12 protein-coding genes are annotated in these 12952 nt (G+C 65.7%); 5 read left to right on the forward strand and 7 right to left on the reverse strand.

Features of this window, described 5'->3' with window-relative positions; all coding sequences use genetic code 11:
• Positions 1 to 37: 37 nt before the first annotated feature.
• Both J2S32_RS04895 and J2S32_RS04900 read left to right on the forward strand, forming a co-directional pair.
• Positions 38 to 1408 carry a glutamate--cysteine ligase gene (locus J2S32_RS04895; protein WP_253517214.1) on the forward strand — a complete coding sequence of 457 codons (1371 nt, stop codon included), beginning with the start codon at positions 38 to 40 and terminating at the stop codon, positions 1406 to 1408.
• Positions 1409 to 1427: 19 nt separating this feature from the next.
• On the forward strand, positions 1428 to 1730 hold the full coding sequence (locus J2S32_RS04900) for a putative quinol monooxygenase (protein WP_253517216.1): 303 nt from the start codon (positions 1428 to 1430) through the stop codon (positions 1728 to 1730).
• Here J2S32_RS04900 and J2S32_RS04905 read toward each other — a convergent pair whose 3' ends face one another.
• The 5 genes from J2S32_RS04905 to J2S32_RS04925 form a co-directional block, all read right to left on the reverse strand.
• Positions 1731 to 3086, reverse strand: coding sequence for a methyltransferase family protein (locus J2S32_RS04905; RefSeq protein ID WP_253517219.1), 1356 nt, complete (start codon positions 3084 to 3086; stop codon positions 1731 to 1733). It abuts the gene before it with no gap.
• A 55-nt stretch (positions 3087 to 3141) separates the two neighbouring features.
• Positions 3142 to 4485, reverse strand: a complete 1344-nt coding sequence (locus J2S32_RS04910; RefSeq protein ID WP_253517222.1) for an outer membrane protein assembly factor BamB family protein — start codon at positions 4483 to 4485, stop codon at positions 3142 to 3144.
• A 40-nt stretch (positions 4486 to 4525) separates the two neighbouring features.
• On the reverse strand, positions 4526 to 5326 hold the full coding sequence (locus J2S32_RS04915) for a tetratricopeptide repeat protein (protein ID WP_253517225.1): 801 nt from the start codon (positions 5324 to 5326) through the stop codon (positions 4526 to 4528).
• A 117-nt stretch (positions 5327 to 5443) separates the two neighbouring features.
• The gene (locus tag J2S32_RS04920; RefSeq protein WP_253517228.1) at positions 5444 to 6589 is read right to left on the reverse strand and encodes a glycosyltransferase family 4 protein; all 1146 of its coding nucleotides are present in this window, start codon (positions 6587 to 6589) and stop codon (positions 5444 to 5446) included.
• Positions 6586 to 7452 carry an alpha/beta fold hydrolase gene (locus J2S32_RS04925; RefSeq protein ID WP_253517239.1) on the reverse strand — a complete coding sequence of 289 codons (867 nt, stop codon included), beginning with the start codon at positions 7450 to 7452 and terminating at the stop codon, positions 6586 to 6588. The genes J2S32_RS04920 and J2S32_RS04925 overlap by 4 nt, the downstream gene beginning before the upstream one ends.
• A gap of 75 nt (positions 7453 to 7527) precedes the next feature.
• Here J2S32_RS04925 and J2S32_RS04930 point away from each other — a divergent pair, with 75 nt between their 5' ends.
• Positions 7528 to 8967, forward strand: coding sequence for a protein adenylyltransferase SelO family protein (locus tag J2S32_RS04930; protein ID WP_253517241.1), 1440 nt, complete (start codon positions 7528 to 7530; stop codon positions 8965 to 8967).
• Complete coding sequence (astD, locus tag J2S32_RS04935; protein WP_437181930.1) at positions 8968 to 10449, forward strand: succinylglutamate-semialdehyde dehydrogenase; 1482 nt, start codon at positions 8968 to 8970, stop codon at positions 10447 to 10449. It begins immediately after the preceding gene.
• Positions 10450 to 10457: 8 nt separating this feature from the next.
• On the opposite strand, the gene J2S32_RS04940 is transcribed toward astD, so the two are convergent.
• Positions 10458 to 11168 carry a hypothetical protein gene (locus tag J2S32_RS04940; RefSeq protein WP_253517245.1) on the reverse strand — a complete coding sequence of 237 codons (711 nt, stop codon included), beginning with the start codon at positions 11166 to 11168 and terminating at the stop codon, positions 10458 to 10460.
• A gap of 218 nt (positions 11169 to 11386) precedes the next feature.
• Positions 11387 to 11854 (reverse strand): glycine zipper 2TM domain-containing protein, encoded by a 468-nt coding sequence (locus J2S32_RS04945; protein ID WP_253517274.1) that lies wholly within the window; start codon positions 11852 to 11854, stop codon positions 11387 to 11389.
• A 183-nt stretch (positions 11855 to 12037) separates the two neighbouring features.
• Between J2S32_RS04945 and rarD the strand changes: the two genes are divergently transcribed.
• Positions 12038 to 12952 carry an EamA family transporter RarD gene (gene rarD, locus J2S32_RS04950; RefSeq protein WP_253517276.1) on the forward strand — a complete coding sequence of 305 codons (915 nt, stop codon included), beginning with the start codon at positions 12038 to 12040 and terminating at the stop codon, positions 12950 to 12952.

A 12952-nucleotide genomic window follows, 5' to 3' on the forward strand; every position in this document is an offset into this window, starting at 1 on the left:
TTTTCACGCAAGGTTCGGTTGCCTATCGCCACGCGTCATGAGCACGCGCGAAACATCGGGGACTGAAGACCCCATTATCGAAAGCCGCGACCAGCTGGTCGCCCCGATGCAGCGCGGCGAGAAGCCGAAGGCCGACTGGCGCATCGGTACCGAGCACGAAAAACTGGTCTATTGCTGCGATGAACATCGCGCGCTGTCCTATGACGAAGAGGGCGGGATCCGCGACATCCTGCTGTCGCTGCGCGAGTTCGGCTGGGAGCCGGTCGAGGAAGGCGGCAAGGTCATCGCGATGCGGGGCGACGACGGCACCGTCAGCCTCGAGCCTGCGGGCCAACTCGAACTGTCGGGCGCGCCGCTCGAAAACCTGCACGATACCTGCGCCGAGACCGGGCGCCATCTGGCGCAGGTCAAGGAAATCGGCGAACGCCGCGGCGTTGGCTTCCTCGGTATGGGCATGTGGCCCGACAAGACGCGCGAGGAACTGCCGGTCATGCCCAAGGGGCGCTACGACATCATGATGCGGCACATGCCCAAGGTCGGCAATCTGGGCCTCGACATGATGCTGCGCACCTGCACCATCCAGGTCAATCTCGACTATTCGAGCGAACCCGACATGGCGCAGAAGTTCCGCACCGGGCTGGCGCTGCAACCGCTGGCCACTGCGCTGTTCGCCAATTCGCCCTTCACCGAAGGAAAACCCAACGGTTACCTGTCGTATCGCAGCCATATCTGGAGCGATACCGATCCGCACCGGACCGGCATGCTGCCCTTCGTGTTCGAAGACGGCTTCGGCTACGAGCGCTACGTCGACTACATGCTCGACGTGCCGATGTATTTCGTCTTCCGCGACGGCAAGTACATCGACGCCGCGGGGCTCAGCTTCCGCGATTTCCTCGAGGGCAAGCTGTCCGTCCTGCCCGGCGAGAAGCCGACCGAAAGCGATTGGTGGGATCATCTGTCCACCGCCTTTCCCGAAGTGCGCCTCAAGAGCTTCCTCGAAATGCGCGGCGCCGATGGCGGCCCGTGGAGCCGGATTTGCGCATTGCCCGCCTTCTGGGTCGGCCTGCTCTACGACCAGTCCGCGCTCGATGCGTCCTGGGATCTGGTCAAGCACTGGTCGATGGAAGAGCGTGAGACCCTGCGCAACGCGGTACCCAAGCTGGCGCTCGACGCGCCGCTGCCCGGCGGCGGCAAGCTGCATGATCTGGCCAAGGAAGTACTCGCCATCGCGCGCTCGGGCCTCGCAGCCCGCGGCCATCTCAACACCTCGGGCGACAATGAAACCGGCTTTCTCGAAACGCTCGACGAGATCGTCGCCACCGGCAAGGTTCCGGCGCAGGTGATGCTCGACCGCTATCATGGCGAATGGGGCGGCGATATCGACCGCATCTACAAATACAGCTTCTGAGAAGCGTGGGAGACAAGCGATGATCCAGATCAACGGCACCATCAAGCTGGGGCGTTCGATCGACGCCGCGACGCGCAAGGCGATTGTCGAAATGGTCCGCGCCAGCCGCGCCGAGGACGGCTGCCTCGATTACGCTTTCGCCGGCGACCTTGCCGATCCGGACACGCTGATCCTGTTCGAACGCTGGCGCGATCGCGCCGCGCTCGACGCGCATGGCAAGTCCGAACACATGGCCGAGTTCCAGACCTTCATGGCCGCCAATCCGCCCAAGGCGCGCGAGTTGCGTGTCTATGAAACCGACGAAGGCCAGCCGCTCGGCTGATTACTCGGCGGGTTCCGCCGTCAGCGACGGGCGCGGCTTGATCCGGTTCCACAACCGCGTCAGCGGCGCGGTCAGCAGGCCGTGCTGCGCCATCCACGCATGATAGGCGCGGTATTTCGGGTCTTCGGCGAGCAGATGCGCTTCCTCGGTCTTGGCGCGCCAGAAATAGATGCCGTTCACGACCACTAGGAAGAAGCAGTTGCGGATCGCTTCGACCGGCGAGCCGCTGGTCACCAGGAACGGCAGGATCGCCGCCCACCAGAACAGGTTTTTCGAGACATAGGCCGGGTGCCGGGTGAAACGGTACGGGCCATTGGTCAGCACACCGCGATACGTGAGGTTGGAAAAGCGCAGCCCGAAGGCGAAGGTCGCCCAGGCATAGATGCCGGTCAGCACCACCAGCAGCGTGCCCCACAGCGCGATCAGCGTGTCATTGCCCGCCATCCAGTGCAGCCAGCCCGCGGTATCGTATTCGTAATTGATTGCCCGGCCGCCGCCGAGGATGCCCCACACGATGGGCGGGTAACAGATCAGCGCCGCGACCCAGCCGCCCAGCAGCGGGTTGCCCGAGCGGATATGCGCGTCGAGCGGGCGCATGGTGACGATATAGCCGACGGTGCCGATCATCACGTCGATCATGAACATCGCCTCGATGATCGTCAGCGCGATCCGTTCGGGCCGGGCAAACACCTCGGCAAAGTTCGCGGTCACGATATGGTTGAAGGCGAAGGGAGTGATCGAGAGCATGAAGGCGGTGAAGAAGGCCTTGATGATCCACGCTTTCCAGTGCTTCGCGATCTGGCCCATGCCCCAGCCCGGGCGCATCAGCAACAGCGCGCCGAAATGCCACGCGGCATCGCGCCGGTTCACCAGCGCGCGGTCGATCCACAGGACATAGGGCACCGAGAGCACCACCAGCGGCAGCGCGGCATAGGCGAGCACCTGTATCGCGAAGACATATTGCCCTTCCCAATACCAGCGACACAGGCAGTAAAGCCCCGCAATGATCGCCCAGGTCGCCCACAGGCCGACCAGCTTGACCAGCGTGACACCGTGATCGGGTTTGCGGCTACGCATCAGGGACCAATCGAGCCCGGTCGAGGCGCGCAGATGCACCTTGTCGACCAGGATCGACCATGCCGCCATCGGGATCGCCGCGGCGAGCAGGCCCACCAGCGCGGAATTGCGCCCGCCCAGCGTATCGAGCGGGACTGCCCAGTCGAAGGTTTCGGCAAGGGCGGGAAAGGCACGCGCGAACGCCACCCAGGCAAACAGCCCGGCCAGACCCACCAGCCCCACGGCCGCGGAGACATCGCTCTCTGGCCGCGCGAGGGGTGCTTGTTCCGCCGTGTTCATGACCGCACCTTGTTAGCCCGATTTGGTTAACACGGCGGTCACGCTAGCACGCAAATCACCGGAAAGCGGTAATCCTGCCGCTGTCGTCGAGGATATAGAGCGTGTTGTTGGCCACCACCGGCGCCAGCGACACCGGCTGGTCGAGATCGGTGAACAGGCTGGCCGAACCCTCGCCCGAACTGATGCGGTAGACTTCGCCTTCCGAATTCACCGCCCACAAATTGCCTCCGGCGAGCACCGGTCCCGACCAGAAGATCGGACCCTTCTTGTCCTCCTCGTCGCGCCAGCGCGGCAGCTGCGTCAGCCAGCGCACCTTGCCCGTGGCGCGCGCGATGGCGAGCAGGCGGGCATCGTCGGTCAGCGTGAAGATCCATTCGCCCGCGATTGCCGGGGTCGAAATCCCCGCAAGGTTGAGTTCCCAGATCCGCTGGCCGGTGACGAGTTCATAAGCGGCCATGCGGCCACCCTGTCCCAGCGCATAGACGCGGCCATTGTCGATGATCGGGTCGGCATCGATATCGGTAAGCGAGCCGACCTGCGTCGAGATCGAGGTCCGCGCCAAAGCGTCGGCCCACAATGTCCGCCCGTTTTCATAGCGATGCGCGATCAGTTCACCCGAGCTGTAGCCGGCGATGACCGTGCCCTGCGCGGCTGCCGGAGCCGCGACCCCGAACACGCCCGCCTGCGTCGACGAACCCGATTCCTGCCACCGGACCGAACCGTCGGCGGCATCGAGCGCGAAGATCTGGTTGTCCTGCGTCATCACGAAGACCGAACCGAAGGCAATCGTCGGTGCCCCGCGCAGCGGGCCCGAAGGCTTGACCTTCCACAGTACCGATCCGCTGGCAGCGGTCAGCGCGACCACGTCGCCCGCGCCATCGGTCATATAGACCTTGCCATCGTCATAGCTGGCGCCGCCGCCGAAGGCCGAGGATTTGAGATCGCTCGCGAGATCCGGATTGTAGCTCCACCGCTGCGCGCCCGACTGGGCATCGAAGGCCGTCAGGATGCCGTCGCTGCCGACCGCGAAGAGCATGCCCTGGCCGATGACCGGCGAGGCACCGAAGCGGCGGCGCTGGCTGGCGCCTTCGATCGAGACGGTGAAGGCCTTGGTGGGCGAACCCGACAGCGCCAGATGGCCATAGGACTTGCCCGCATTGCCCCCCGCCTGCGCCCAGGCATCGTTGACCTGCGCCGGGGGCAGGACCACCGACACGCCGGCCAGCGCCGGATCGACCTGTGCCCCGGTTTCGATACGCGAGAGGATCGGCTGGCGATCGCCCAGCGTCGGAGTGACCTTCTTGTCTCCGCCGCCGCCGAAGAGGCCGCCGCTGCAGCCGCCCAGCCCGATGGCCAGTGCCGCAACGAATGCCGTACGCGATAGGTTCTTGCGCTTCATCTGTATCCTCGTTCCGTATCTCTTGGCGGGCCGCAGGGGCCTATTCGGTTGCGGCCGCGGCGTTTTCGCTCGCGGCTTCGTCACGCTGGACCCCTTGCTCCTCGAGCACCGCATCGACATCCTCGATTGCATCGACACCGAGCACACCCGCCATCTGCCGCGCACGCGAGCGGACCGATTCCGGGCTATTCTCATCCTTGGCGATCTGGGCGAACATGGCCCCGGCCTCGGCGCGCTTGCCCTGGTCGAGATAGGCATGCGCCACGAACTCGCCCGCGCTGGCGAAATAGGGTTTTCCCGGTACCGCCAGAGGCTTGAGCGTGGCGATGATATCGGCGCTCTCCATGCTGTCGTAATTGAGCGCCACATCGCGCAGGCGGGCAAGGTCGCGCATCGCGGGCGCCGCGCTGGCGTTGTCCGCAACGCGTTTGAAGATCGTCGAGGCTTCTTCACTATCGCCGCGCTGTTCGGCAATGCCGGCGCGCATCATCGCCGCAGCGACCGCCGCGCCGCCGCCCTCGCGGCCCGCAAGCTCTTCCAGCCGGTCGTACCCGCTGTCGATATTGCCCGACTGGATCTGGTCGAGCGCGCCCACCAGCGCCTCGGAATCGCGTTCCATCGCAGCTTCCTGGCGGCTGTCCCAATAAAGATAGCCGCCGAAGGCCACGAGCCCCGCGATCAGCAGGCCGAACAGCGGCTTGCCCCAGCGATCGAGAAACTGCTCGGCATCGCTCTGCCGCACGGCTTCATCGACTTCGCGCAGCAGCGCTTCCTGCTGGGCATTTTCCTGCTTGGCGCGCTTCTCTTCGCGGGACAGTTCGTTCTTCGGTGTCAGGGCCACAGGGGCGGGCTCCATCTGGATAGATATCGGTTTGGGCGGCTCTTTAAGGCCCGGTGCGGACAAGGGCAATGGTCGCGACCGCCTGTCCCCGCTCGCGTGAACGCTGGCTGAAACGGCTTAGAGGTCAATTTTCATCGCACTCGAATAGAGGCGGCGATAGGTCGCGATCATCTTCGCCGCGTCGAATTCGGCAACCGCCTTCGCGCGGTTGGCCTCGCCGACCTCCTTGCGCAGTTCCTTCGACACGGCGAGCTGGACCAGCGCCATCCGCAGTTCTTCCTCGTCACCCGGCGGGGCGATGAACTCCGCATTGGGCTGCGACACCATCCCCGCGATATCGCCGACCGCCGGGGCGACGACCGGCAGGCCCGCCGCCATCGCTTCCACGACCGACAGCGGGAATTGTTCGGAATCGCTCGACAGCGCGAAGATATCGAACAGGCCGACGACCCGTTCCGGCGCGGCGACCGCGCCGGGCAAATGGACCCGGTGGTTGATCTGCAGGCGGTCGGCCTCGGCAAGGATGGCATCGCGCGCCTCGCCTTCGCCCAGGATCACCAATTGCCAGTTCTCGGGCAGGTCGGTGAATGCCCGGACCAGCCGCGGCAGGTTCTTGATCGTGCGGAGCCCCGCCAATGTGCCGAGCCAATATTCGCCCGGTCGCTTGATCAGCCGCAGCGCATCCTTCTTGGGGCGCATGGCGAAGGCCTTGGTATCGATCCCGTTGGGAATGCGGCGCACCCGGCCCAGCGGCTGCTGCCAATCGACCAGGGCGATCTCCTCGAGCCGTTCGGACGGCACGACCAGCCCGGCGCTCTTGCCCAGTGCAATGCGGCGATACCAGGTGCGGCTGGTCTTGAGCTTCTTCAGCTCGCTTTCGTCGAAGCCATCCTCGTGATGGATCAGCGGCGGCAGATTGTGCAGGTCCTTGAACAGCGTATGCGCCATCACCGCATCCATCGCGCCCCAATTGTAGGTGCAGACGAGATCGAAGCCGCGCATCGCCTTGGCCAGCTTCTGCAATCGTCCCGGTGTGGGCCGCCCCTTGAGGCTGGGGAACTCGGGCTGCAGGCGGACGTCGATGGTCCGGGCAATCCGTTCGGCCGCGCCCAAGCGCTCGGGTTCCGCCGAGACGATCGTATGCCGCGCCTTCTTGCCGAAGGCGTTGATCAGCTGGACCGTGCGCAATTCCTTGCCCCCGGGGGCGAAGGTCGAATGCAGGTGGAGGATATGCGGGACCGCCCCGCCGCGCGGCGTGTTCATGCGACACGTGCCAGCAAGGCGTCGATCGCGGCGCGGGCCTCGGGCTCATCGAGCGTCGGCGCATGCCCGACATGGGGGATCACCGCGCTGTCCGCCTCGGTCGCAACCTTTTGCATATCGGCGAAGCTGCGCGCGGACAGCAGCGTGGACAGTTCACCACGCAGCAGCAGCAGCGGCTTGCCCTTGAGCGCGTGGAACGCGGGCCATAGATCGACCGGCGCCGCCGCCTCGGGCGTGGCGAGGATCGGTTCGGCCAGCTTCATGTCGTAGTCGAACACGATCCGCCCGCTGCTCGACAGCGTCATCGTGCGCTTGGCCATGGCAATCCACGCGTGGAGATCGAAAGCGGGGAAGGATGTGCCATGCACTTCCTCGAGCGCGCGCGCCGCGTGCATCCAGGTGGGAAAGCTGCGGCCCTGCCCGACATAGGTCTTGATCGTATCGAGACCCGCGGTTTCGAGCACCGGCCCGACATCGTTGAGCACCGCCGCGGCGATCCGTTCGGGCTGCGCCTGCGCCAGCAGCATCGTCATCAGCCCGCCCATCGACGTCCCGATCGACACAAATTGCGTGATGCCTTCCTGCTCCAGCAGCGCCAGCAGGTCCGCGACATAGGTCGGCAGCGCATAGCTATCCGAAACCTCGGCATAATCGCTGTCGCCGCGGCCGCGCATCGAGGGGACCAGCACCCGCCAGCCCTGCACGGCGATATGCGGGGCAAGCGCTTCGAAATCGCGCGCATTACGCGTCAGGCCGTGCAGGCAAATCACCGGTGGGCGATCGCTGGCCGTGCCGTATTCGCGGCAATGCAGAGTGAGACCGTCGGCGCTGTGCCAGTGACGGTCGGTGAAGCTGGTATCCATGTCTGGCGGCGAAAACCTTAGTCGCTTGGCAATCCTGCCCTTGTATCGGGCTGTTTCGCCGCCCACTATCGCCGTATGCGCGCCGAACCGCAACCTGTCCCGAGCAATGTCGCAGCGGACGCGAGCTATCGCGCCGATACGCCGATCGAAACCATGGCTGAATGGATCGGTGATGAGGTCGCACCGGCGGCCTTTCCCGAAACCATCCTGCGCTTTCGCAACGATCGCCATGCGGCCGGTATCGGCCTGGCGCAATTGTCGGACGCGGACTGGGTCAAGCATTTCGGGCGGTTCGAGCCGTTGCCCGGCAATCTGCCCCGCCCGCTGGCGCTGCGCTATCACGGGCACCAGTTCCGCGTGTACAATCCCGAGATCGGCGATGGCCGCGGGTTCCTGTTTGCGCAGCTGCGCGACGGCGCGGATCGCCTGCTCGACCTCGGCACCAAGGGATCGGGCCCGACGCCGTGGAGCCGGAGAGGCGACGGACGACTGACGCTCAAGGGTGCGGTGCGCGAAATCCTTGCGACCGAAATGCTCGAAGCGCTGGGGGTCTATACGTCGAAGACCTTCAGCGTGATCGAGACGGGGGAGGAGCTGACCCGCGGCGACGAACCTTCGCCGACGCGCTCGGCGGTCATGACCCGGCTGAGCCACGGCCATATCCGCATCGGCACGTTCCAGCGGCTGCTGGCGCTCGAAGAGCGCGCGCATATGGCGCAGTTGGTCGATTACTGCCTCGAACAGTTTCCCGGCCCGCCCCCGCCCGAGGATGCGCCGGGGCGCGACGACCCCGCAGTGCGGCTGATGCATCTGGTGGTCGAGCGGATGGCGGATCTGGCAGCCAGCTGGATGGTCGCGGGCTTCGTCCACGGCGTGCTCAACACCGACAATATGAACATTTCGGGCGAAAGCTTCGACTACGGTCCGTGGCGTTTCCTGCCCCAATGGGATCCGGGCTTCACCGCCGCCTATTTCGACCATCAGGGGCTTTACGCCTTCGGGCGCCAGCCCGAGGCGCTGCACTGGAATTGCGGCCAGTTCGCGATTGCGCTGCGGCTGCTGGCCGATGCGCCGCCGCTGATTGCCGCGATGGAGCGCTTCGGGCCGCTCTACATGGAAGCGATCGGTCGGCGCTGGTGCTGGCGGCTGGGCGTTGCCAGCCGCGGGCCCGAGGGCGATGCCGCAGTGGTGGCGGCGAGCGAGAAGGCGTTGAGCGAAACCGGCGTGGCGCCCGACCGATTCTTTTTCACCCACCGCGCCGGGCGCGCCGCCGAAGGCGATCTGGCGGATGCGCTTGCAGGTTACGAACCGCTCGCCAGCGAACATCCGTATTGGGACGGGGCGGGCCCGCAGTCCATGCTGATCGACGAGGTCGAGGCGATCTGGGCGGCCATTGCCGAAGCCGACGATTGGCAGCCGCTGAGCGACAAGGTTGCCGCCCTGCGCGACATGGGCGCGGCGCATGGCGCACCCCCGCTGCCCGCCGGCCATGTGTGGGACACAGCCACGACTTGAATTGACGTTGCGCGCCGGACCCCCCACTTAAGACGCACTTCGAGGCGCAAACAGGAATATCATACCGTAATGGCAACCGATCTGGTCTCAACCGAACCGGCGACCGGCAAGGAAATCTGGCGTGGCAAGTCGGGCAATGTCGATGCTACAATCGAGCGCGCGCGCAAGGCAATGCGCGACTGGGCGCGCGAGCCGCTGGCCCGCCGGATCGAATTCATGCGCCGCTTCGCCAATGAAGTGCGCAAGCATGCCGAACCCTTCGCCGAACTGATCGCGCGCGAAACCGGCAAGCCGCTGTGGGAAGCGCGGACCGAAGTCGAAGCCGTGATCGGCAAGGTCGAAATCTCGGTCACCGCCTATGCCGAACGGACTGGTCAGAAGAAGCTCAACAGCGCGCTTCAGGGCACTGCCGCGCTGCGCCACAAGCCGCATGGCGTGATGGCGGTGCTGGGCCCCTACAACTTCCCCGCCCATCTGCCGAACGGCCACATCATCCCCGCGCTGATCGCGGGCAATGTCGTGATCTTCAAGCCGAGCGAGAAGACCCCGGCAGTGGGCGAATTCCTCACCCGCTGTTTCCACGAGGCCAAGCTCCCCGAGGGCGTGATCCAGTGCATCCACGGCGGGGTCGAGGTCGGGCAGGCGCTGGTCGAACACTGGATGGTCGACGGCGTCCTGTTCACCGGCTCGGCGCGCGCAGGCATCGCGATCAACCGCAAGCTCGCCTCCGACCCGGGCAAGATCGTCGCGCTGGAAATGGGCGGCAACAACCCCATCGTCATGCTCGACACGCCCAAGATCGAGGATGCTGCGGCAACGATCGTCCAGTCGGCCTTCACCACCGCCGGCCAGCGCTGCACCGCCGCGCGGCGGCTGATCGTGGTCGATTCGGTGTTCGACCAGATCGTCCCCGCGGTGAAGGCGCTGACCGAAAAGCTGATCGTCGACGAACCCTTCGCCGATCCGCAACCCTTCATGGGCTGCGTGATCGACAACAGCACCGCCGACCTGCTGTCGGAAAGCTTCGTCGCGCTGATGAGCCGCGGCGGTTCGCCGATTATGCATATGAAGCGGCGCGACGAGAACCTGCCGTTCCTGTCGCCCGCGATCCTCGACGCGACCGACATCCATGAACGGCCCGACATCGAGCTGTTCGGCCCGCTGCTGCAGGTCGTCCGTGTGGCCGATTTCGACGCGGCAATCTACGAGGCGAATGCCACGCGCTATGGCCTCTCGGCCTCGCTCATCGGCGGCAAGCCGCAGGATTTCGAAATGTTCTGGAACGAGATCCGCGCCGGCATCGTCAACTGGAACCGCCCGACCAACGGCGCGTCCTCGTCCGCCCCCTTCGGCGGCGTCGGCCTGTCGGGCAACCATCGTCCGGCGGCCTTCTATGCCGCGGACTATTGCGCCTATCCGGTTGCCAGCAATGAGATGGAACAGCCGCGCGCCAGTATCGGCGTGGGCATCAAGGGAAGCTAGACCGCTCCTCAGTCGGTGGTGACGAGGTCGATCTCGGTCACGCCCTGCGGCAGCCGCCGACCGTAGACGACATAGGCCGACTTGCCCTTGGTCCCGCTCAGCACGTTGTCGCCCGCGCTGACGACATGCTCGGCGCTGTAGCCCGACGCCTTGGCGCGGGTGTGATAGAACGACAGCACATCCTCAAGCGCAACCGGCGTGAGGAAGGTGACCACGCGGAGCGCACAATCACCTTCGTCGGTCCCGGCTGCTTCCTGCGTATTGCCACGCGGATAGACGGGGAAAGCGGCAGGCAGTTTTGCCGCCCAGGCCGAGGTGTATTCGACCTTCTCGCCGCAATTCTCGCCCCCGGGGGCAACCGCGGCGCGGGCTGCAGCGACCATCGCCTGGCTCGGTTTTGCGTCTTCAGCCAGTGCCCGTGCAGCGGGAACCGCGATCAGCGCGCTGCGCCCACCGACCAGTTCGGCGGCACGGCTGCGCGCAGCCTCGATGGCGCGCGGCGATTTGTCGATATTGGGGATCGCGGGATTACCCGTTCCCGACAGCGCGGCATTCGCCTCGTTGCGGCCGGCAAGGTCCGGATCGGTCATCAACTCGTCGTTGAGAGCCTGTTCGCTGGCCGGGTCCATGGCGTCGCCTGCCGCCTCGTCCTCGGTCTTGTCGCCGCAGCTTGCGAGCAGGACGACGGGAACAAGGGAGGCGAGCAGGCGACGTTTCATCGGTAGACCTTCAGCTTGGGAACACGAACGGCATAAGACCGGACCGCCAAACTGTGCCAGCCCGGCGAACACCGTTGCACCATAGCGGGACATGCGCGCATGCAAAGGTTAAAGGGCGCCGCCCGCCTCCTCTGTGGGAGATCGGACGACGCCCTCACGGCTCGGTGGAACCGTGGTATCCGGCCGTGGGTGGGCACGGCCGGAACTGGTAAAGCTGATTATCCGCAGCGTGTGCTTGAGCGGTCGATCGAACGGCCGAGCAAGGCCCCGGCTGCGCCGCCGAGGATGGCGCCCAGCGTGCGGTCGCCGCCGCTGCCCGCCACTTCATGGCCGAGCAGCGCGCCGACCCCGGCTCCGACCAGCAGCCCGGTCGTGCCATTGTCGCGCTTGCAGTAGTAGCGCCCGTCATTTCCACGCCAGACGCGGGTATTGGCGCGGACCGGCTGACCGTATTGGCGGTCGTAGCCCATGTAATAGGGGCGGGACTGCGCGCCGCGATAATCGTTGTTGCGGTTGCGATCATGGCCGTGCGAGCGCTGTCGCTTGTGTTCGAAACTCATGTCCCCGATGACCGCAGCGTGCGCGCCGGGGGCTATGTGCGTGGCAGGGGCAGCGCTGGCCGGCACGGCGAATGCCAGACCCGCTGCGGCGATCGCCATCGAGGCGTTCCGAAACGATTTGAGCATGATAGGTCCTTTCCTGAGCGGGAGCCGAGAGGGGCACCCCTGCGATGCCGTTAAGCTTTAGGCACTCCAACCTGAACCGTTTGCAACGCCGCCGTCAGCTTTCGCGAAATTCGACGAAGCGAGGTTTGGGCGCCGACGAATTGCCGCTTGCGGGCGCCAGCGCACCCGCCTAGCGCGCGGGGAATGGATGCGAGCGCCCCACCCCAGCACGACCGGACGGGCCTCGCCGCGGCCTTTGGCGCCTATGTCATCTGGGGCTTCCTGCCGCTCTATCTGATACTCGTCCGCAGCGTCCCGGCCTTCGAATTCGTCGGCTGGCGGATCATCTGGACGCTGCCGCTGTGCCTGCTGATCGTGCTGGCCCGCAAGCAATGGCCCGATTTGCGCGCCGCGCTTCGCAATCGACGCACGGTCGCCTGGCTCGCCGCGAGCGCAACGCTGATCGCGATCAACTGGGTGGTCTATGTCTGGGCGATCCAGAACGGGCAGGTCTATGCCGCCAGCCTGGGCTATTACATCAACCCGCTGGTCAATGTACTGCTCGGCACGTTGCTGCTGGGCGAGAAACTGACCCGCGCGCAATGGGTAGCGGTCGGCCTCGCTGCCATCGGCGTATCATTGCTCGCAGCCGGCGCGCTGACGACCTTATGGATCAGCCTGACGCTGGCGCTGAGCTTCGGCACATACGGCCTTATCCGCAAGCAGCTGGATGTGGGCGCCGTGCCCGGCCTGACCATCGAATCGACGCTGTTGCTGCTGCCTTCGCTTGGTGTGGCATGGTATTTCGCGCAGACGCAGGGCTCGTCCTTCGCCGTGTCGACCGAGCTGAGCCTGTCGATCATGGCGGGCGGCCTGCTGACCGCCTTCCCGCTGCTGCTGTTCGCCATCGCCGCGCGCAAGCTGCCCTATTCGACGCTCGGCTTCATCCAGTTCCTCGCGCCCAGCATTGTCTTCATTCTCGGCCTGACCGTGTTCGGCGAGGAGCTGAAGCCCGCGCAGGCCGCGTGTTTCGCCTGCATCTGGGCAGCCGCGGTGATCTTCATGTGGGACATGGTCAAACGGTCACGCAGCCAGAGCAGGATCAAGGCCGCCAGCTAG

It is taken from the genome of Qipengyuania citrea, from assembly GCF_024171405.1.
Taxonomy (GTDB): Bacteria; Pseudomonadota; Alphaproteobacteria; order Sphingomonadales; family Sphingomonadaceae; genus Qipengyuania; species Qipengyuania profunda.

What these genes read in the sequence shown, in the direction of transcription:
- J2S32_RS04945 (WP_253517274.1), bottom strand. Translation starts at nt 11,854, where the DNA reads ATGCTCAAATCGTTTCGGAACGCCTCGATGGCGATCGCCGCAGCGGGT.
- J2S32_RS04910 (WP_253517222.1), bottom strand. Translation starts at nt 4,485, where the DNA reads ATGAAGCGCAAGAACCTATCGCGTACGGCATTCGTTGCGGCACTGGCC.
- J2S32_RS04940 (WP_253517245.1), bottom strand. Translation starts at nt 11,168, where the DNA reads ATGAAACGTCGCCTGCTCGCCTCCCTTGTTCCCGTCGTCCTGCTCGCA.
- rarD (WP_253517276.1), top strand. Translation starts at nt 12,038, where the DNA reads ATGGATGCGAGCGCCCCACCCCAGCACGACCGGACGGGCCTCGCCGCG.
- J2S32_RS04930 (WP_253517241.1), top strand. Translation starts at nt 7,528, where the DNA reads ATGCGCGCCGAACCGCAACCTGTCCCGAGCAATGTCGCAGCGGACGCG.
- J2S32_RS04900 (WP_253517216.1), top strand. Translation starts at nt 1,428, where the DNA reads ATGATCCAGATCAACGGCACCATCAAGCTGGGGCGTTCGATCGACGCC.
- J2S32_RS04895 (WP_253517214.1), top strand. Translation starts at nt 38, where the DNA reads ATGAGCACGCGCGAAACATCGGGGACTGAAGACCCCATTATCGAAAGC.
- J2S32_RS04905 (WP_253517219.1), bottom strand. Translation starts at nt 3,086, where the DNA reads ATGAACACGGCGGAACAAGCACCCCTCGCGCGGCCAGAGAGCGATGTC.
- J2S32_RS04925 (WP_253517239.1), bottom strand. Translation starts at nt 7,452, where the DNA reads ATGGATACCAGCTTCACCGACCGTCACTGGCACAGCGCCGACGGTCTC.
- J2S32_RS04920 (WP_253517228.1), bottom strand. Translation starts at nt 6,589, where the DNA reads ATGAACACGCCGCGCGGCGGGGCGGTCCCGCATATCCTCCACCTGCAT.